The sequence below is a fragment of the Nocardia sp. NPDC057668 genome (genome assembly GCF_042799795.1).
GTDB lineage: Bacteria > Actinomycetota > Actinomycetes > Mycobacteriales > Mycobacteriaceae > Nocardia.
Genome location: NZ_JBHVIC010000002.1, coordinates 21,146 through 40,240 on the forward strand (window position 1 = coordinate 21,146; position 19,095 = coordinate 40,240).

Here is a 19,095-nt window from a genome sequence, read left to right on the forward strand (position 1 = left end):
CCAGCGGGGGTGATCTTTCCAACCGGCTTTTGACGAGCCGATCCGTGGGAATACGGGTACTGTCGGGGATGTCAGCAAGTTCTCGGCAATCCCGAGAGATTGGAGATGCCATGCAAATCCAGGTCTTCGCAGACAAGCACGTCGGCGGTGGCGCGACACTCATCGAGCGGGCGGAGGACGGCATCGCGTCGGTCCTCGACCGTTTCGCCGAGCACCTCACGCGGGTGGAAGCCCACATCACCGATGTGAACGGCCACAAGAGTGGTCACGAAGACAAACGCTGTAGCCTCGAGGCCCGTCCCAAGGGACAGCCGCCGGTGGCGACCAATCACAAGGCGTCCACCGTCGAAGAGGCCTATCTGGGCGCTGCGGAGAGCATGGCTCATCTGCTGGACAGCAAGTTCGGCCGCCTGCACCACGCGAAGGGCGGCGAATCCATCCGATTCCTGCCCACCGACGACTGACGGTGGGCACCGGCCCGCCGCGGTCCTCCCTCCCGCGGCGGGCCCTCGAACACTTCGAGAAGTAACTCCCATCCGTCCGAACGGCGGCCGCGTACGCGGCCGCCGTTCCGCCGTCCGGATCGGCTACGGCGGAACGGATTTCGCGCCAGATTGTGCTGCGTGCCGTGAAAGCCCTAGGGCAGCAGGCCCGAACGGCGGGCGCGGACCACGGCCTCGTGCCGGGTGTGCGCGCCGAGCTTGGTCATGGCGCTGCGCAGGTAGCTCTTCACCGTCTCCGCCCGCAGCGAAAGACGCCGGGCCACTTCGGCGTTGGTGCAGCCCAGCGCGATCTGAGCGAGCACGTCGAGTTCGCGCGGAGCCAGGGCCACCGGCTGCTCGGCCGCGGCGATTCCGGAGACCAGACCCGCCAGGCGATCGGTGACCGCCCGCAGCCTGTCCCGCGCCACGGCGTCCGGGATGCTCTGGCCGATCTCGCGCAGCTCCGCGTGCAGATCCCGAAGCTGCTCGGCGCCAACGCCATCCGATGCACCCGCGCCGAACCCGCCCTCGACGCGCAGGCGCAGCCGCCGATCGACCTCGTCCCGGATCGCCAATTCCGCGCTCAGCCGCCGCCCGGCCCGCACCATCTCCTCGGCGATGCGATCCCCGATGGGCCCGGACTCGCGGGTGGCCACGTACAGCACCGCGCGCGCCTGCCCGGCCACCACGACCGGCACCGCGGTCACCGCCCGCAGGCCCTCCCCCAGCACCGGGCCGTCGTAGTGGTGGGTGATGGTGGACGCCGAACGATAGTCCGCCACCGCGCGCGGCCGACCGGTCGCCACCGCGCTGCCGCCCAGCCCGGAGCTGGGCGCGACCACCAGTCCGCGCATGCTGTTGGTCCGGGTCCCCACGAACTCGCTGAGCACCAGCGTGCCCGCGCTGACCTCACCGCCGAAGACCACCGGCAGGCGGGAGATCGCGGCGATATGGCGCAGTTCGGCCCGCAGGGCGTCGGCGTCGCGCGGGCGCAGCAGCGGATCGGCCACAGGGGTCATCGGATACCCCTTTCCGGGGGTAGTCGAGCGGCGGGTGTGATGTGGATCCTATCGGTGTGAGCATGAGCATGGACCGGCTCCCGCCGGTGAGCTATTCCTTCGGGGTCTGGGACGCGCCGTTGCTCGGCGATACCATCGGCGCCGACCTGGACCGGACGGCGGCGGCCTTCCCCGACCGCGAGGCGCTGATCGACCACCCCACCGGCCTGCGCTGGACCTATCGCGAGTTCGTGGCGGAGGTGGACGCGCTGGCGCTGGGGCTGCTGGCGGCCGGGATCGGCAAGGGCGATCGGGTGGGGATCTGGGCGCCGAACTGCCCGCAGTGGACCCTGACGCAGTACGCCACCGCCAAGATCGGGGCGGTGCTGGTCAACATCAATCCGGCCTATCGATCCCACGAGCTGCGGTATGTGCTGCGGCAGGCCGGAATTCGGGCCCTGGTGGCCGCGCCCGCCTTCAAGACCTCGGACTACGCGGCCATGATCGAACAGGTCCGTCCGGAGTGCCCGGAGCTCGAGCAGGTGGTGCTGCTGGAGAGCGGCGAATGGCGCGCCCTGCTGGACACCGGGCGCGCGGGCGATCCGGAGCTGCTGGCCCGCGCGCAGGCCGGACTCTCCGCCGACGACCCGATCAACATCCAATACACCTCGGGTACAACGGGTTTCCCCAAGGGCGCCACGCTCAGCCATCACAACATCCTGAACAACGGCTATTTCGTGGGCGAGCTGTGCGGCTACACCGAACATGACCGCGTGTGCATACCGGTCCCCTTCTATCACTGCTTCGGCATGGTGATGGGGAACCTGGCCGCCACCAGTCACGGTGCGGCCATGGTCATTCCGGCCCCCGCGTTCGACCCGCGCGCGACCCTGGAAGCCGTTGCCGCCGAACGCTGCACCGCCCTCTACGGGGTGCCGACCATGTTCATCGCCGAACTCGCGGACCCGGACTTCGACAGCTTCGATCTGTCCAGCCTGCGCACCGGGATCATGGCCGGATCGCCATGTCCGGAGCAGGTCATGAAGCAGGTCATAGAGCGCATGGGCATGCGCGAGGTGAGCATCTGCTACGGCATGACCGAGACCTCACCGGTCTCCACCCAGACCCGGGCGAACGACAGTCTGATCCAGCGCACCGCCACCGTCGGCCGGGCCGGCCCGCATATCGAGATCAAGATCGTGGACCCGGACACCGGCCTGACCGTGCCCCGGGGCGCGCCCGGGGAACTGTGCACGCGCGGGTACTCGGTGATGCTGGGCTACTGGAACGACCCGGACAAGACCGCCGAGGCCATCGACGCCGCGCGCTGGATGCACACCGGCGACCTCGCGACCATGGACGCGGACGGCTACGTCGCCATCACCGGGCGCATCAAGGACATGGTGATCCGCGGCGGCGAGAACATCTACCCGCGCGAGATCGAGGAATTCCTCTACACCCACCCGGACGTGCTCGACGCGCAGGTGATCGGCGTCCCCGACGCCAAATACGGTGAGGAGCTCATGGCCTGGGTGCGCATGCGCGAAGGCGCGACCGCGCTCACCCCCGCGGCACTGCGCGAGTTCTGCCTGGGGCGGCTCGCGCACTTCAAGATTCCGCGCTACGTGCACGTGGTCGACGAGTTCCCCATGACCGTCACCGGCAAGATCCGCAAGATCGAGATGCGCGAGATCGCCGCGCGCCTGCTCGACGACACCACCGAGGAGCAGGCATGACCGCCAACATCGAGACCTACCGCGCCGCTCGCGACCACCTGCTGGCCACCGCGACCGATTACGACGCCGCCGTAGCCGGTTTCGAGTGGCCGCGCCTGAGCGGCGAATTCAACTGGGCCACCGACTGGTTCGACGGCTTCGCGCGCGGCAACGACAACCTCGCGCTGTGGATCGCCGAAGAGGACGGCAGCGAACGGCGAATCACCTTCGACGCCATGGCCACCCGCTCGGACCTGGTCGCGACCTGGCTGGCCGGGCTCGGCGTGCGCACGGGCGATCGGGTCATGCTGATGCTCGGCAATCAGGCCGAACTGTGGGAGGCCATGCTGGCGGTGACCAAACTGGGCGCGGTCATCATGCCGACCACCGCCGCGCTGGGCCCGGAGGACCTGCACGACCGAATCACGCGCGGCGGCGCGAGTTTCGTCATCGTGAACACCGCGGACACCGCCAAGTTCGAACAGGTTCCGGGCGAGTACACCCGAATCGTGGTGGGCGAACCCGTGATCGGCTGGCACCCGTACCGCGCGGCCGACGACGTCGTGTCGGCCGGGCCGTTCACCCCCGGCACCACCGTCGAGGATCCGCTGCTCGTCTACTTCACCTCCGGCACCACCAGCCGGCCGAAGATGGTGCAGCACTCGCAGATCAGCTACCCGGTCGGGCACCTGACGACCATGTACTGGATCGGCGTGCGGCCCGGCGACGTCCACCTGGCCATCAGCGCGCCGGGCTGGGCCAAGCACGCCTGGAGCTGTTTCTTCACCCCGTGGCTGGCCGAGGCCACCATCTTCGTCTACAACTACGCGCGCTTCGACGCCGCCGCGCTGCTGCGCGAACTGCATCGCGCGGGGGTGAACACGTTCTGCGCGCCACCGACGGTGTGGCGCATGCTGATTCAGGCCGACCTCGGCGAGCGTCCGGCCGGCCTGCGCGAGATCCTGGGCGCGGGTGAGCCGCTCAACCCCGACGTGATCGCGCGGGTGGAGAAGGCCTGGGGACTGACCATTCGCGACGGCTTCGGGCAGACCGAGACGACGCTGCAGGTCGGCAATACTCCGGGGCAACCGGTCAAGCCCGGATCCATGGGCCGCCCGGCGCCCGGAGTGCCGGTGGTGCTTGTGGATCCGATCTCCGGAGATGTCGCTGACGAGGGCGAGATCTGCCTCGACCTGGGCTATGATCCGGTCAACCTGATGACCGGATATTTGGGCGATCCGGAACGCAATGCCGTTGTCACGGCGGGGGGCTTCTACCACTCCGGTGATGTCGCCACTCGCGACGAACACGGATATATCACCTATATCGGCCGCACCGACGACGTCTTCAAGTCCTCGGACTACAAGGTGTCACCTTTCGAGCTCGAAAGCGTGCTCATCGAGCACCCGGCCGTGGTCGAGGCGGCCGTTGTGCCGCAACCGGACGACACGCGCCTCGCGATTCCCAAGGCATATGTTTCGCTCGCCGCCGGATGGGAACCCGATCGCGGAACCGCCCGCGCCATACTCGAATACGCCCGCGATCACCTGGCGCCGTACCTGCGCGTACGCCGCCTGGAGTTCACCGAGCTACCGAAGACCATTTCCGGCAAGATTCGCCGCGTCGACCTGCGCCAGCGTGAGGAGCAGGCATACGCGGCAGGAACACCCATTCCCACCGAGTATCGCTACGAGGACGTTTTCACCGACAGCACTTCCTGATTCGTCGTCCCACCGCTCGCGTCATACCCACAGCTCTCGCGTCATACCCCACAGCTCTCGCGTCATGCGGTACCCGCTCTCGCGTCATGCGGTACCCGCTCTCGCGTCATGCAGTACCGCCCTGTGCAATGCCGTACCGCCCGCCCATCCCGACGACAGATTGGAGTCCATGCGTGTCCCACACCGTGGAAACCGCCACTGCCTACGTGATCGCAGCCCTGGAGGTCAAAGGCACCGCCTCCAGAGATGATTTCGACGTGCACGGCATCGTCAGCGCGACGCACACCATCGCCGAGACATGGGATTTCCACTCGGTGGATCGCGGTCGCTTCTGGAGCATCGCGGCGAGTTTCCTGAGGCCCTGACCCCACACGGCCGCACCGCCGGCTAGTCCCCGCAGCACTCGACAGCCGGATTCGGCCGGGTCCACCCCTGCGGACTCGGCCGAATCCGAAGTGACACCGGATCCCCCGCCTCGAGAAAACGGGGCGTCCTTCGCCTCGAGCAAACGGGGCGAAACGGATCCGGTCACGACAAAGTCTTGTTCCGTTCACCCGCTTGCCTTAGCCTCCGATCCTCGTGAGGACTAGCGCGGAGACCGAACCGCGAAGAGATGTACGCGTGTGGGGGACGGTTACCGCGCTCGGAGTGATCGCCGGATATCTGGCGGTACTGCTTGCGGATCCACGTCACTTCTATACCGACGACACCGAGGCCCAGTACGCGCCGATGTGGCAGCTCCTCGGCGCCGAATTGCGAGAGGGCAGATTCCCCGCGCTGGTGCCGTGGGAATGGATGGCGGGCAACTACTCGCTCGAAGAGGCCGCGATCTACAACCCGCCGCAGTTGCTGGTGTATCTGCTGGCCCCGTCCATGGACAACCTGGCCGTGTACGCGACCGTGGTGAAACTGGTCTTCGCGATCATCGCCGCCCTCGGCGTCTATCGAATCTGCCTGGCCTACGGCGCCAAACCCGCCTGGGGCGCGGTCGCGGGCGTGGCCTTCCCGCTCAGCGGCTGGTTCCTGTTCTTCGATCAGGCCAGCTGGTTCACCTCACAGACCGGCACCGCGTGGCTGCTGCACGCGTGGGCGTCGGCGGTGCTGTACGCGCGCGGGCGCGGCGGGCCGATCCCGGTGTTCGGCTTCCTGTGGCTCGCGCTGACCATCCAATACGTCTTCCCCGCGGTGGAAGCGGGCCTGATGATGCTCGCGGTCATCGCCGGTGAGTACATCTATCAACAGCATTGGGCCGTGGTGCGGCGGCTCGTGCTGGTCTCGGGCTGCGCGGCGCTCGCGGCACTGGTGGCCAACCTGCCGCTGCTGCTGTCCTCACAGGTGACCTGGCGCGGGGACGCCCGCATCCGCAACGAGCCGTTCCTGACCGTGCCGTGGTCCGAATCGCTCAACGCCAGCCTGCCCAGCACCACACCGGCCTTCCACGCCTGGTGGGGATACGTGCAGCCGCTGCCCATGGTCTACATCGCCTGGTTCCTGATTCCGGCGCTGGCCTTCATCGACTGGAAGGCCGCGCGGCATTCGGCGCGCGAGTTCAGCGGCATGGCGCTGTTCGCCGGCGGCATGCTCATGTGGACGGCCGGGCCGGGTGCGGTGGGACCGCTGCGCTGGCCCGCGCGCGTGCTGCCCATGGTGGCCATCGGGTTGCTGGTGCTGGTGTGCGTGCTGCTCAGCAGGCACGGCGATTTCGGATCCTCGCGCCGGCGGGCCATCGCGGGGCTGGCGCTGACCGGCGTCCTGTTCATCCGCTCGTTCTCGGCCGCACCGGAATTGGTCCTGCGGCATCTGCTGGCGGTGGCGACGGTGGTCGGGGTGGGCGCCGGGGTGCTGTGGCTGGCGCGCCATCGCGGACCGGCCCTGGCCAGCGCGCTGATCATCGTGGCCATGTTCCCGATCGCCTTCGCCCAGGTGAAGGCCGCCCCCTCGACGCCCATGTCGTACAACTTCCCCGAGCGCCGCTCCACCATGACCGATGCCTTCCCGCATTTCCCGGGACTGACACTGCAATTGGCCGATCGCGCGCTGCTGCGCCCGGAGGACAAGAGCGTCGAGCGGGCCTGGGGGTCACTCGCCATCGGCAGCTATGCCAAGAATCTCGGCCAGCAGTACGTCAACGGCTACACCCCGGTCGGGCACGCCGCGTTCAGCGACGTGCTCTGCATCGCCTGGGACGGCAGCACCTGCGGGGACGCGTATCGGCGGGTCTTCACCGCCGAGCCATCCACGGGCCGCACGATCGCCGACCTGATGAAGGTGGATCGGGTGGTACTGCACACCGCGCAGTACCCCGGCATCGACGCCACCGCGGCGCCCGAGGGCTGGAAGTGGGTCGAGCAGCCCGGGCACGAGGAGTACATCCGGGTGCTCGAGCGCGAAGGCGGTCTCGCCTCCATCGTGAACGGGGCCATCGCGGACACCCGGGGCGTGAGCGCGGTGACCACCATGGTCGACGGGGTGAGCACCCGCGCCCGGGTGAGCTCGGCCGACGGCGGTCGCATCGTGTTCTCGCGGCTGGCGTGGCCGGGCTACCGGGTCACCCTGAACGGGCGCGAGCTCGAGCACACCGAGGTCGCCAAAACCTTCCTCGCGGTCGACATTCCGGCCGGGACCTCCGACGCCGATCTCGAGGTGAGCTGGATGCCGCCCGGCTGGGAGATCAGCCTGGCCGCGGCGGGGATCGGCGTGACCGGCGTGGGTTTGCTGCAGTGGTCGTACCTGCGCAATCGGCGGCGAAATGCCGAATTGCCGCCCAGCGAACGCCTGCATCCGGCACAGGATCACACCCTCATCAGCACCTAGTACGCATTGCGAAGGACGTGTGCGCCGAAAAGGCGCGCACGCCTTCGCGATTCGGCGGTGTTTCTGATCTCTTTCAGGCCATATGACTGTTTTGTCCGTGTAATTGGGCAAGTGATCCAGAGATTGCCCGCAATGCGCGGCGGCACAATGGAATCCGCTCGCTACCGATCCGCGAAGCCGCAGGTCGCCCTGACGTACACTGGTGATCTGCCTGACTGAGACGTTGTCATCAACACTCATGAACCGCGGCAGCTCAATGGAGAGGGCATGCGATGACGATGGTTGCTGAGCAGATCATCCGTCTCGCCCGCACCCCGCTGGGCCGCCGAATCCGGCCGAATCCCTTGGCCGAGCATCAACTCCGCAGCACCCATGCGGCACTACTTCGAATTACCGGTGACTGGCCGACGCCCGCGCCCGGCGGCAGGACACCCGCCGCGCGCGTGCTGTCGACACCAGGCTGACACGCACAGTCGGGGACTGTATGCCGCCTTACTTGGACCGCAATGACGCGGGACGGCAGTTGGCCGGACTGCTGTCGGCCTTTCGCGGCCGCGACGTGGTGGTGCTCAGCCCACCCGGTGCGGGCGTGCCGGTCGCCTACGCGCTCGCCAGCACCCTGCGCGTGCTGCTCGACGTCATTCTCATCCGGCCGCTGAGCGTGCCGCGCCGGCCCGATCTCGTCTACGGGCTGCTCGGCGAGGACCGCTCGTTGCTCATCGACACAGCGGCCGTCGCCGACGGGGCCATCGCGGACCCCGAACGCGTGCACACCGAGCAGGAGCAGGAGAACATATTGCGCCACAACGCTTTCGACCTGCGGGGCCATCGACCACGGGTGAGCCTCGACGATCGGACGGTGGTCATCGCCGAGGAATTCGTCACCGACGCCACCGCGCTGCGCGATGCCTGCCGGATGGCGCGGTTGCAGGGCGCGATCCGGATCGCGGTGGCGGTCAGCGTCGGGGATCCGCGCGAGTTGGACACGCTCAGCGTCTACGCCGACAAGATCGTCTGCCTGGAGCCCGCGCCGCGCGCGGCGCCGGACACCATTCGCGAGCTGAGCACCACGAACGCCGATATCGCCGCCATGCTGGCGGCCAATCACGCGGCCGAATGGTCGACGGTCACCACGGTGCTCAACGATCGGAGCATTCCGCCGATCCGGAGCTTCCCGCTGCGCGACCCCTGCGCCTGAGGCTCAGTCCGCGGCCGGCGGCTCGGTCTGCTCGGGCCGGGGAGCGGGCGCGAGGCGGATCACGCCCGCGTCGAGGTCGAGCTCGACGCGCGGCTTGTGTGTCTGGCCGTCGGCGTCCTGGCCGCTCTCGTCGTTCAGCTTCTGGCCCGGAAACAGTTCACCCATGATGCCCACGCATCCACGATAGGCGCTCGCACGGAGTGCGCGCCGCGCCCGAATCGGGACAGGCCGCCTGACCCGGGCGAATCAGCTGGTCGGGGGGTGGTCCGGGCATGGGCAACGGCCCGGAAGCTGCGGACCTCCGGGCCGTTTCGTACTCCGGGCGCCATGCACGTATCCAATGTCCCGCCGGCACCCGACCGGGTACACCCGCAATCGTGACCGAGCTCGAACGCCACGACTACCGACAATTCCCGACCGGCGTGCATTGGCGGTACACCCATGACGCCCGGAGCAGATCGGTGGAGAATCACGAGGAGCTTGCGAATCTCCGCCGGTCACAGCAAGTGTCGCGCGGTTGAACGCACAACGTCGACTCGACCGGACCAAGTGGCACTGCACGTCGCCCGATTGGCACTGCACGTCCGCCGCCGGGACGGGGAATGTGTACCCGCTCTCTCCTCTCGCCGCGGCGCCGGCCACGAGCTCGCGCCATCCAGCGAGGGCGAGGCATGGCGGGCGCAGATGGCGGCGAGTTTCGGGTCCGCGGGCACGGCTATCACCGCGCGCCGGAGGTCATCGAACAACTCCGCACGGTGAGGGAACCCTCCGTCGCGGTCGGTCAGGACGCGGCCCGGGGGTGCGATTCACCCGGTTCGGGCCACTCAGATCTGGGCGCGCACGGCCTCGAGGTAGTCGGCGATCGCGTCGCGGTTGCGGGCGAGGCAGTCGATGCGGTGGGACATGCGCGCCAGTTCGGTCTCCAGGAGCTCGAGCATCTCGGGGGTGGCGTCGCCGAAAACGATGGTGCGGGGCTTGTCGAGGCAGGGCAGGATCTGTTTGATGATGCGGGTGGGCAGCCCGGCGTCGAGCAGACCGCGGATCTGGACGACGCGGTCCACGAAGCGCTCGTCATAGCTGCGGTAGCCGTTGCCGCAGCGATCGGCCGCCAGCAGACCCTGCTCCTCGTAGTAGCGCAGCAGGCGGCGGGAGGTGCCGGTTCGCTGGGCGAGCTCTCCGATGCGCATATGTCGTACCTCACAGGTGCTCCGGTTGACCTTCACATCAATGTGAAGGTTCGACCATACCGTTCATGACGACACCGAACACGTTCCCGCCCAGCGCATCTGCGCCGCCGGGACCGGTCACGAAGCTCGATGCCGGTGCGCTGCTGGCACTGGCCACGGCCGTATTCATCACCAGCCTCACCGAAACGCTACCGGCCGGAGTGCTGCCCGCGCTCAGCGGCGACCTGGGGGTCGGCGAATCCGCCGCCGGACAGTCGGTGACGATCTACGCGATCGGCACGGCGCTGACCGCCATTCCGCTGACCGCCGCCACCGCTCATTGGCGGCGCAAGAGACTGCTGCTGACCGCGATGGCGGGGTTCGCGGTCGCCAACACCGTTACGGCCCTGTCCTCCAACTACGGGCTGACCATGACCGCGCGATTTCTGGCCGGGGTGGCGGCGGGGCTGGCCTGGGCACTGATGGCCGGGTACGCGCGGCGGCTCGCCCCGGATCATCTGCAGGGCAAGGCGGTTGCCATCGCGATGGCCGGGATCCCGGTCGCGCTCTCGCTGGGCGTGCCCGCCGGTGCGTTCATCGGCCAGGCGGTCGGGTGGCGGGCCGCGTTCCTGTCGATGTCCGTGCTCACGGTCCTGCTGCTCGGCTGGATCCGGTTCGGGGTGCCCGATCGGCCCGGGCAGACCTCCGGCGAGCACACCCCGATCACGCGCGCCCTGACCGTTCCCGGCGTGCGCCCGGTGCTGTTCGTGACGCTGATATTCGTTCTGGCGCATACGATTCTGTACACCTACATCGCGGCGTTCCTGGCGCGCGCGGGTATGGAGGACGCCACCGGCGCGGTGCTGCTGGCGTTCGGCGCCGCCTCCCTGGTGAGCATCTGGTTCGTCGGCGCGCACATCGACCGCCGGCTGCGCGCGCTGACCATCGCCAGCGTCCTGCTCGTCGCCGTCGCGGCGGGAATCCTTGCGGCACTGGCACGCAACCCCGCACTCGTGTACTTCGCCGCGGTGCTGTGGGGGCTGGGCTGGGGCGGTCTGCCGACGCTGCTGCAGACGGCCGTCGCCGACGCGGGTGGCCCCGCTGCCGATTCCGCGCAGGCCATGCTCGTCACGCTCTGGAATGTGGCCATGGCGCTGGGCGGGGTGGTGGGCGGGCTGCTGCTCGGATGGTTCACCGCCGGCGCGCTGCCCTGGAGCGTACTGGCGCTGCTCGTGCCGGTGGCGGTCGCCGTCGGTGCGGCCCGGGCACACGGGTTTCCGGCCCGGCGCGGGGTGGCGGCTTCCCGGTGATCGATTCGGCGAGACGGGCTCGGGGCGACGGGACGGGCTCGGGGCGACGGAATTGCACGGCACGGCAGAGGATCCGGCCCGGTGCGGCCCCCGCCGCCCACGCCGTGCCTAGCCCTCGAGAGCCGGATCGAGCCGTGGCGCTGCGGGTGCGGGCGTGCGGGTGCGGGCGAAGGCGCGCAGGGCGGGGAGCGAGACCAGCATCAGCAGGGCGGGGGCGACGGTGAATCCGAGCAGCATGCCCAGTTTCGCTCCGCCGGACTGGGCCACCGGGGCATCCCAGGTGGTCGCGGCGTATCCGGAGACCGCGAGCGCCACGGAGAACAGCCCCGGACCGATGGCCATGCCGGCCGTCTCGCCCGCGGTCCAGAGGCCGGTGAAAGTCCCCGCCTGCGTCTGTCCGGTGCGGTCGGCGTCCGCCAGGACGGTGTCGGGCAGCAGCGCCAGCGACAGCAGTTGCAGTGCGGCGTAGCAGATTCCGAGGAGGGCTATCAGGATCAGCGCCGGAATCGGCCCGCCGAGGGCGATGCCCGGCAGCAACAGCAGCGCGCCGGCGGCGTAGCCGACGGTGGCGGCGAGATAGCAGCGGAGCCTGCCGAAGCGGCGGGCGAGCCGCTCCCAGACCGGGATGGCCAGTGCGCTCGGGGCGACCAGGCAGATGAACAGGACCGAGGTCATGCCGTGCCCGCCGAGCCAGTAGGTGGCGATATACGGCGCGGCCGCCAACATGATGGCCACCGCGACGGCCTGGGTGATGTACACGGTCAGCAGCGCGAAGAACGGCCGATTGCCCCGCGCCGAGCGCACCGCGGCGATCAACCTGAGCGACTGCCCCGGACTCGACCGCACCCAGCGGGTGCCCAGGGCCGCGGTGACCAGCGCGCCCAGCATCAGCACTCCGACCACCACCCCCATCACCACGTAGCCGCCGCGGCCACCACCTGCCGTGGCCGCCAACACCGGGGCTATCCCGCCGCCGAGCAGGATGCCGATGGTCAGGTAGATGACGCGGCGCGCTGTCACCCGGGTCCTGGCGTCCGCGCCCGCCGCCATTTCCGCCGGCAGCCCGACATAGGGCACCTGGAACAGCGCGTAGGCGCTGGAGGCCAGGACGAAGACGACCGCGACCCATGCCGCACCGGCGGCCCCCGTGAACGGCGAGAGGAACATGGCCGTGAAGAGCACGGGCAGCGATATCGCGCCCCACAGCAGCAGCACGGTCCGGCGACCGGTGCGGACCGCCTCGCGATCACTGGCCGCGCCGACGATGGGGTTGAAGATCACGTCCCAGAGCTTCGGAAGCGCGACTACGAGCCCCGCCAATCCCGCGGCCACGCCGAGCACATCGGTCAGGTAGTAGAGCAGCAGCAGGCCGGGGACCGTGGCGAACACCGCGGTGCCGACCGAGCCGACGCCGTAGGTGGTGAGCCTGCGACGGGTGAGAGGTTCGGTGAGTTCCGGGCGGCTCAGCGCACCCGCGGGTGGGCTCGGCCGACGTTCGATCATCGTGCGGCTCCCACCGAAACGCGTCGAGCGCCCGGGTGGCGTCGACCGAGACCGAACTCTATGCCGGACGTGTGACCAACAGGCCGAGTTTCGCTCAGCTTGATTGTTTCGATTGCCTGAACAATTCGAAACAGCTTACGGCCCTGCGGATAAGAACCCGACTGACCGAAAGCGACGCTTCCTGGTCAGTTGACCTTTACCGTGTGCACCGTGCGCCCCTATCGACGGCTGACCCCCCTGCTGGCACTGCTCCTCATCGCGCTGGGCGCCGTGCCCGCGGCGCACGCGGCACCCGATACCGGCACCGGGCAGGGCTCGGTGACCGCGGCGTACATCCGGGGAGCGACACCCGGTGCGGGGGTGGAACTCCTCGACGCGAACGAGCGAATCGTGGGGCGCGGCAGCGTGGATCGGCTCGGCTCGTTCCTGGTGCGGGATCTGCGGCCGGGCGACGGCTACCGGTTCCGGGTCGAGGGCGTGCGCGGCAACAGTTTTCGCGTGCTGGACGGGACAGCGCCACCGCAGTCGCAGTACGACGAGCAGCGGTTGCAGCCCGGGATGAACTATGTGCGCATGCGCGACGGCATCACGCTCGCGGCGTTCGTGCGGCTGCCGTTCGGGAAAACATTGGCGGACGGGCCTTTTCCCACCGTCATCGAGTACTCCGGATATCAGACCGCGGCGCCGAATCCACTCGTGCTGGGCGCGGCCACCGGGTTGCTCAAGGCGCGCGATCCGCTGGCCCCGGCGAACGGCCTCGTGCTGGGGGCCGAGCTCGCCCCGGATATCGGATTCGCGTCGGTCAGCGTGCAGATGCGCGGCAGCGGATGCTCCGGGGGTGCGTACGACCTGTTCGACTACCCGACCGTGTACGACGGCTACGACACGGTGGAAACCGTTGCCGCCCAATCCTGGGTCGCCGGGCACAAGGTCGGCCTGGTCGGCATCTCGTACTCGGGCATCTCGCAGATCGCCGTCGCCGGTACCGAGCCGCCGAGCCTGGCCGCCATCGCGCCCATGAGCCTGACCGAGGATCTGCACTCCACCGGATTTCCGGGCGGCATCTTCAATACCGGTTTCGCCGACACCTGGCTCACCGAGCGGCAGGCCGATGCCACGCCGGGGCCGGACGGCGGGCAACCCTATGTGCGGCAGCTGATTCAGCGTGGTGATCAGGAATGCGCGGCGAATCAGTCATTGCGGCTGCAGACCCCGAGTCTGCGGCAGCTGGTGGCCGACAATCCCGAACGCAATCCCGAGGTGTTCGACCACCGCTCCCCCTCCACGTGGGCGCCGAAGGTGCGGGTGCCGGTCCTGTTGACCGGGGCGCTGCAGGACGAGCAGGTCGGCCCGCAGTGGACACGCATCATCGACAGGTTCGACGCGAATCCCGACGTGTGGGTGCGGATGATCAATGGCGCGCACTTCGACTCGCTCGGGCCGCAGATCCTGAGTCAGTGGTGGGAGTTCCTGAATATCTTCGTGGCGGACCGGGTTCCGCCGCCCTCCCCGGCGCTGGAGGCGCTCAGCACCGTGATGTACGCGGCCATTACCCGATCCCCTGCCGTTCGGGTCGACAGCACCCGGCTCGCGGGTTCGCCGTCGGTATCGGCCGCCAGGGCGGCGTTCGCGGACTCGCCGCGGGTCGAGGTTTTCTATGACAATGGGGCCGGAGCCGCGGGAGCCGGCGGACTCGCCGCGCCCTGGTCGCTGGGGCTGGAGGGCTGGCCGTCGTCGCGGATCGTACCCGCCACTTGGCATCTGGGGGCGGGCGGCGCTCTGTCGACCGAGCCCGGGGCGGTGGAGAGCATCTCGTTCCGGCCCGATCCGGCGGCCCGCCCGGCCGGGACGCTGGATGTGGTCGGTCCGTCGGATATTCCCTGGCAGCCGATTCCGCCGTACAACTGGACACCGCTGCCCGGCGACGCCGGAATCGGTTTCACCTCACCGGTACTGGACCACGACGTGGTGACGGCCGGGCCCGCCAGTCTTGATCTCCAGCTGTCCAGCACCGCGCCGGTCACCGATCTCCAGGCGACCGTCACCGAGGTGCGCCCGGACGGACGCGAGACCTATGTCGCCTCCGGCTACCTCCGGTCGTCCTACCGCGCCGTGGACGCGAATGCGACCGAGCTGCAACCGATCCGGTCCTATCGCAACCCGGCGGACCTGTCACCCGGATTCAACGAGGCGCGTATCTCGATCGACCCGATGGCGCACGCGTTCCGCGCCGGCTCCCGCATTCGCGTCACCCTCACCGCGCCGGGCGGTGACCGCACGTCGTGGCGATTCGACACCCCCGCCACGAACGGACTCGTCGTGGACACGATTCAGCTCGGGGCGGGCGGCTCGGCCCTCGTGCTGCCGGTGATCTCCGGGGCCGTGGCCGGCGCGCCGCTGCCCGCCTGCGACGGGTTGCGCGGTCAGCCGTGCCGGGCGTACGCGCCCGCGCTCAACGGCGGCTGACCATCGCGAAAGTCCTTCCGCCGGTTACTTCTCGACCGGCGGAAGGACAACCGATACGCCTGCTCGATGTGCTCGGCCGGCTACTTCTTGACCAGCGGCAGTACGCCCTCGCCGAACCAGTACGCCTCCTCGATGTGCGGCTGGCCGGAGAGGATGAAGTGGTCGACCCCGACGGCGCGGTACTGCTCGATCAGGTCGGCGACCTCGGAGTGACTGCCGACCAGGGCGGTGCCCGCGCCCGGGCGCACCAGGCCGTAGCCGGCCCACAGCCCCGGATACACCTCGAGGCTGTCCCGGTCGGCGTTCAGCTCCAGCTGCCTGCGCTGCCCCTCGGACTCGCCCTGCTTCAGCCGGGCCCGGGCCAGTTCGATGATCGCCGGGTCCATGCGGGACAGCAGGTTTCGCGCCTCGGCCCAAGCCTGCTCGTGGGTGTCGCGGGTGATCACGTGCGCCCGGATGCCGAAAGACAGCTTCCGGCCGTACTTCTCGGCCCGGGCGCGCACGTCCTCGATCAACGCGCCCACCGCGGCGGGCGGCTCGGTCCAGGTGAGATAGGTGTCGACATTCTTGGCGGCGACTTCTCTGGCCGCGTCGCTCGCCCCGCCGAAGAAGACCTCCGGCACCGGTGAGGGCGCGGGCAGCACCATGGTTCCGGTCACGTCGTAGTACTCGCCCTTGAAGTCGCTCGGCTGCCCGACCCACGCCTTCCGCACGACCTGGATGAATTCGTCGGTCCGCGCGTACCGCTCAGCCTTGGAGAGGTAGTCCCCGAACCGCGCCTGCTCCTCCGCGTCGCCCCCGGTCACGACGTTCAAAGCGATTCGCCCGCCGGACAATTGCGCGAAGGTGGCCGCCTGCTGGGCGGCGAGGGTCGGGGTGATCAACCCCGGCCGGAAGGCAACCAGGAACTTGAGCCGCGAGGTCTGCGGAATCAAAGCGGCGGTGGTGATCCAGGCGTCCGCGCACCAGGTCCCCGTCGGGGTCAAAACGGCTTCGAACCCCAGCTGCTCGGCGGTCTTGGCCACCAGTGTCAGGTACTCCAGGCTCGGCGGCCGATGCGCGGACGCGGTCCCGATAACCCCCGCCGACTGCAAAGCCCCGATCACTTCCCGCCCGTCCCCCGAGGTCGGCAGATACCAATGGAAGTGCGGATCACCCATACGACAAACTCCTTCGTGACCGGGCCGGCGGAACACTTTCCGGCCGCAGCCCTACAGAGTTCCACGCGTCGGCGGTGCCCCGAAGGGTTACGGCTGAGGTGATCCGAATTGATTTGGGCGCACGACCAGATTGTTCACAGGCCCGGAGACTTCCGGAAAACTGCCGGGCAGCGCGAGTGCGCGGAACGGATCAGACGGTCAGTCGCCGCCCCGAACCGCCGATAGCGGGTACGACATGAGCCAATCCGAACGCCCGCGGATCTCCGGGACATAAGAAAAAGGTCAGGCCCGGCGGAACCCGCCGGGCCTGACCTTCGAAGTGGAGCTAAGGGGACTCGAACCCCTGACCCCCACACTGCCAGTGTGGTGCGCTACCAGCTGCGCCATAGCCCCGTGTTCAGTTCTCGCTCGCGGGGCGTGCCCCGCTTGCTTGAACGAAGTTACACGACGCGTGTCGGACAAACCAAATCGCCTGCGTAAAGGCTGGCAATGACGATCTTCCGGGGGTAGCCTCGAACACATGTTCGACAGCAGAGAGGTGGAGGCGATGGGCGACGAAGAGCTGATCGATGCGCTGCGGCGGGCACATGGAGCAGCGGCTTTCGCGCACGCGGCGGAGGTCACGGCGGTGCGGGAGGTGTATCGGCGGCATCGGGCCGAGAACGCCGCGCCCGGGCCCGGCGGGACGCGGGCCGGCGAGTTCGCGGCCGCCGAGATCGCCGTCGCCGTGCAGGTCAGCGAAGGCGTCGCCGCCGCGCTCATCGACATCGGACTCGCGCTCGACTCGCTACCGCAGACCAAGCTCGCCTTCGCGGCCGGGCGCATCGACCTCTCCCGCGTGCAGGTGATCGTGGAGAGCATGCGCGGGCTCACCCGCGAGGTGCGCGAAGTCCTCGAACCCCGGCTGATCGACACCGCCATCCGCTCGGATCCCGCGCGGCTGCGGCAGACAGCGCGACGCTGGCTCATTCGCCTCGATCCCGACGGGGAGCGGCGGCGGCGCGAAGCGCGCGAGGAGGACCGCGACATTCGCATTCGCGCGGTCGAGGACGGGATGGCGGTGTTCGACGGGCTGCTACCCGCGGCCGGCGCGCAGACCCTGGCCATGCGGTTGCGGGAGATGTCACTGCAGGTCTGCGACCACGACCCGCGCAGCATGCCGCAGCGGCGCTCGGACGCGCTCGTCGCGCTGGCCGAGGGCAGCACGCAGCTGGGCTGCCGGTGCGGGCGAGGTAAGGCGTGCCCGGCCGCCGTGGCCCCGGTCAGCACTCGCAGGCCGCTAGTGCAGGTCGGAGTTTCCGCGGACACGCTGCTGGGACTGCGAGACGATCCGGCTTTCCTGGCCGGATACGGGCCGATCGATCCCGCGCTCGCGCGCACGCTCGCCGAACACGCTCGGTTCCAGGTGATTCCGGAGTACTTCCCGGACGAACCGCAGCCCGAGCCCGAGCGGGAGGAAGAGTCGACCCGGGCCGAGCAGGCCGGCGAGCCGCCGGCGGCCGATCCCGTTCAGCAGCAGCGCAAATCCACGACGAACACGGCCGCGGTGCGCGTGGAGATCGAGGAACCGCGACCCGTTGTCAACGACACGACGCTCAGACCCGGTCAGGTGCATCCGAGTTCGCGGCGGCCGCAGACCGAGGCCGCGCTCTGGGCCAAGGCGAACCGAGAGAGACTGAGCGCCAGGCCGATCGACGACTGGTCCCGGCCCGAGCGGCTCAACCCGCACGCGCCCGCCGCGCGAGCGGACGAGCCGAAGCCCGCGGAGTCGCCGGATTCACCACCGGTGGTGGCGTATTCGGTCGACCGGGGGAATCTGGTGCCGCGCGTGCAGCTGCGTCCCTTCATCGCCGCGCCCCCGCGCGAGGTGCGCGCCGTGGACGGACACTGCCGCTTCCCGGGCTGCACGATGCCCGCCGCCGAAACCATTGTCGCGCAGTTCAAACCGGCCAGAGCACTACGCGCGGTCCCCTCCGACCCCGCCGCGAGATCGGTGCTGTGCAGCCACCACTGCCGCCTGAAGCTGCTGGCGGACAGCGGAAAACAGCCCTGGCGGGTCTATCTCTCGGACACCGATCACATGCGCTGGATCGACCCGAGCGGCGAGTCACACGAAACCATCCGCGAGGGCGCGCGCTATCTGTTCCCGCACACCGACCTGGACGCCCCCACCTGGCCGAATGCCCTGCGCCGCCCCCACACCGACCTCCCCATTCCCCGCCCCTTCCCGGTGGACCTCGCCTACCCCCTGGAGTCCCACCCCCTGATCCACGCCCAGCTGTCCCGCTGCACGCCGGAGAACGACATCCCCGAGCCGGCCACCCGCACCGGAACCCACTGACCGCGAACAGCTCTGCGGCGAACCTTCACACCTCCCCGAACCAGGAGCCGACCGCCCACGTTGACCCGAGGTTTGTCCCGACCCTCGGTGCCGTGGCCGGTCGACGGCTCCCTGCCAGGAGTGCGGTCCGTCCGGTGGCCCCACCGGGCGGACCGCATTCCGCCTATCTCTTGCGCCCGAACCGAAACCCACGACCACGGGGCCGCATTCCGGTGCGGCTC

At 69.2% G+C, this 19,095-nt stretch carries 15 protein-coding genes and 1 tRNA gene; 10 read left to right on the plus strand and 6 right to left on the minus strand.

Annotated features, from left to right (window positions below; genetic code table 11):
• The first annotated feature begins 110 nt into the window (after nt 1-110).
• Nucleotides 111-464, plus strand: coding sequence for a ribosomal subunit interface protein (locus tag ACFVBH_RS13050; protein WP_354989425.1), 354 nt, complete (start codon nt 111-113; stop codon nt 462-464).
• Nucleotides 465-637: 173 nt separating this feature from the next.
• Here ACFVBH_RS13050 and ACFVBH_RS13055 read toward each other — a convergent pair whose 3' ends face one another.
• Complete coding sequence (locus ACFVBH_RS13055) at nt 638-1,501, minus strand: LuxR C-terminal-related transcriptional regulator (RefSeq protein ID WP_379001787.1); 864 nt, start codon at nt 1,499-1,501, stop codon at nt 638-640.
• Between the two features lie 62 nt (nt 1,502-1,563).
• Here ACFVBH_RS13055 and ACFVBH_RS13060 point away from each other — a divergent pair, with 62 nt between their 5' ends.
• From ACFVBH_RS13060 to ACFVBH_RS13085, 6 genes are all read left to right on the plus strand, one after another.
• Complete coding sequence (locus ACFVBH_RS13060; RefSeq protein ID WP_379002754.1) at nt 1,564-3,216, plus strand: AMP-binding protein; 1,653 nt, start codon at nt 1,564-1,566, stop codon at nt 3,214-3,216.
• On the plus strand, nt 3,213-4,916 hold the full coding sequence (locus ACFVBH_RS13065; protein WP_379001789.1) for an AMP-binding protein: 1,704 nt from the start codon (nt 3,213-3,215) through the stop codon (nt 4,914-4,916). Before ACFVBH_RS13060 ends, ACFVBH_RS13065 begins: the two co-directional genes overlap by 4 nt.
• 173 nt (nt 4,917-5,089) lie before the next feature.
• On the plus strand, nt 5,090-5,281 hold the full coding sequence (locus tag ACFVBH_RS13070) for a hypothetical protein (RefSeq protein ID WP_354989428.1): 192 nt from the start codon (nt 5,090-5,092) through the stop codon (nt 5,279-5,281).
• A 256-nt stretch (nt 5,282-5,537) separates the two neighbouring features.
• On the plus strand, nt 5,538-7,730 hold the full coding sequence (locus tag ACFVBH_RS13075) for a hypothetical protein (protein ID WP_379001791.1): 2,193 nt from the start codon (nt 5,538-5,540) through the stop codon (nt 7,728-7,730).
• Between the two features lie 272 nt (nt 7,731-8,002).
• On the plus strand, nt 8,003-8,194 hold the full coding sequence (locus ACFVBH_RS13080) for a hypothetical protein (protein ID WP_354989430.1): 192 nt from the start codon (nt 8,003-8,005) through the stop codon (nt 8,192-8,194).
• Nucleotides 8,195-8,214: 20 nt separating this feature from the next.
• Nucleotides 8,215-8,928: a phosphoribosyltransferase family protein gene (locus tag ACFVBH_RS13085; protein ID WP_354989431.1), complete on the plus strand. Its 714-nt coding sequence runs from the start codon at nt 8,215-8,217 to the stop codon at nt 8,926-8,928.
• Nucleotides 8,929-8,931: 3 nt separating this feature from the next.
• On the opposite strand, the gene ACFVBH_RS13090 is transcribed toward ACFVBH_RS13085, so the two are convergent.
• Entirely contained in the window at nt 8,932-9,102 is a 171-nt protein-coding gene (locus tag ACFVBH_RS13090; protein ID WP_379002843.1) for a hypothetical protein, read from the minus strand.
• Nucleotides 9,103-9,752: 650 nt separating this feature from the next.
• A complete protein-coding gene (locus ACFVBH_RS13095) occupies nt 9,753-10,115 on the minus strand; it encodes a MerR family transcriptional regulator (protein ID WP_379001793.1) in 363 nt (120 codons plus the stop codon).
• Between the two features lie 65 nt (nt 10,116-10,180).
• Between ACFVBH_RS13095 and ACFVBH_RS13100 the strand changes: the two genes are divergently transcribed.
• The gene (locus tag ACFVBH_RS13100; protein WP_354989433.1) at nt 10,181-11,404 is read left to right on the plus strand and encodes an MFS transporter; all 1,224 of its coding nucleotides are present in this window, start codon (nt 10,181-10,183) and stop codon (nt 11,402-11,404) included.
• Between the two features lie 108 nt (nt 11,405-11,512).
• Here ACFVBH_RS13100 and ACFVBH_RS13105 read toward each other — a convergent pair whose 3' ends face one another.
• Nucleotides 11,513-12,907, minus strand: coding sequence for an MFS transporter (locus ACFVBH_RS13105; protein ID WP_379001795.1), 1,395 nt, complete (start codon nt 12,905-12,907; stop codon nt 11,513-11,515).
• Between the two features lie 210 nt (nt 12,908-13,117).
• Between ACFVBH_RS13105 and ACFVBH_RS13110 the strand changes: the two genes are divergently transcribed.
• On the plus strand, nt 13,118-15,373 hold the full coding sequence (locus ACFVBH_RS13110) for a CocE/NonD family hydrolase (protein WP_379001797.1): 2,256 nt from the start codon (nt 13,118-13,120) through the stop codon (nt 15,371-15,373).
• 80 nt (nt 15,374-15,453) lie between these two features.
• On the opposite strand, the gene ACFVBH_RS13115 is transcribed toward ACFVBH_RS13110, so the two are convergent.
• Nucleotides 15,454-16,533: an LLM class flavin-dependent oxidoreductase gene (locus tag ACFVBH_RS13115; RefSeq protein ID WP_354989436.1), complete on the minus strand. Its 1,080-nt coding sequence runs from the start codon at nt 16,531-16,533 to the stop codon at nt 15,454-15,456.
• Nucleotides 16,534-16,853: 320 nt separating this feature from the next.
• Nucleotides 16,854-16,926 (minus strand) — tRNA-Ala (locus ACFVBH_RS13120).
• A gap of 127 nt (nt 16,927-17,053) precedes the next feature.
• On the opposite strand from ACFVBH_RS13120, the gene ACFVBH_RS13125 reads away from it, so the two are divergent.
• Nucleotides 17,054-18,874 carry a DUF222 domain-containing protein gene (locus tag ACFVBH_RS13125; RefSeq protein ID WP_379001799.1) on the plus strand — a complete coding sequence of 607 codons (1,821 nt, stop codon included), beginning with the start codon at nt 17,054-17,056 and terminating at the stop codon, nt 18,872-18,874.
• Nucleotides 18,875-19,095: the final 221 nt, after the last annotated feature.

Bases quoted from the DNA above. Each gene is read 5' to 3' on its own strand.
- ACFVBH_RS13065 (WP_379001789.1), top strand. From the start codon at position 3,213: ATGACCGCCAACATCGAGACCTACCGCGCCGCTCGCGACCACCTGCTG.
- ACFVBH_RS13055 (WP_379001787.1), bottom strand. From the start codon at position 1,501: ATGACCCCTGTGGCCGATCCGCTGCTGCGCCCGCGCGACGCCGACGCC.
- ACFVBH_RS13115 (WP_354989436.1), bottom strand. From the start codon at position 16,533: ATGGGTGATCCGCACTTCCATTGGTATCTGCCGACCTCGGGGGACGGG.
- ACFVBH_RS13060 (WP_379002754.1), top strand. From the start codon at position 1,564: ATGAGCATGGACCGGCTCCCGCCGGTGAGCTATTCCTTCGGGGTCTGG.
- ACFVBH_RS13050 (WP_354989425.1), top strand. From the start codon at position 111: ATGCAAATCCAGGTCTTCGCAGACAAGCACGTCGGCGGTGGCGCGACA.
- ACFVBH_RS13085 (WP_354989431.1), top strand. From the start codon at position 8,215: ATGCCGCCTTACTTGGACCGCAATGACGCGGGACGGCAGTTGGCCGGA.
- ACFVBH_RS13105 (WP_379001795.1), bottom strand. From the start codon at position 12,907: ATGATCGAACGTCGGCCGAGCCCACCCGCGGGTGCGCTGAGCCGCCCG.
- ACFVBH_RS13095 (WP_379001793.1), bottom strand. From the start codon at position 10,115: ATGCGCATCGGAGAGCTCGCCCAGCGAACCGGCACCTCCCGCCGCCTG.
- ACFVBH_RS13080 (WP_354989430.1), top strand. From the start codon at position 8,003: ATGACGATGGTTGCTGAGCAGATCATCCGTCTCGCCCGCACCCCGCTG.
- ACFVBH_RS13100 (WP_354989433.1), top strand. From the start codon at position 10,181: ATGACGACACCGAACACGTTCCCGCCCAGCGCATCTGCGCCGCCGGGA.
- ACFVBH_RS13125 (WP_379001799.1), top strand. From the start codon at position 17,054: ATGTTCGACAGCAGAGAGGTGGAGGCGATGGGCGACGAAGAGCTGATC.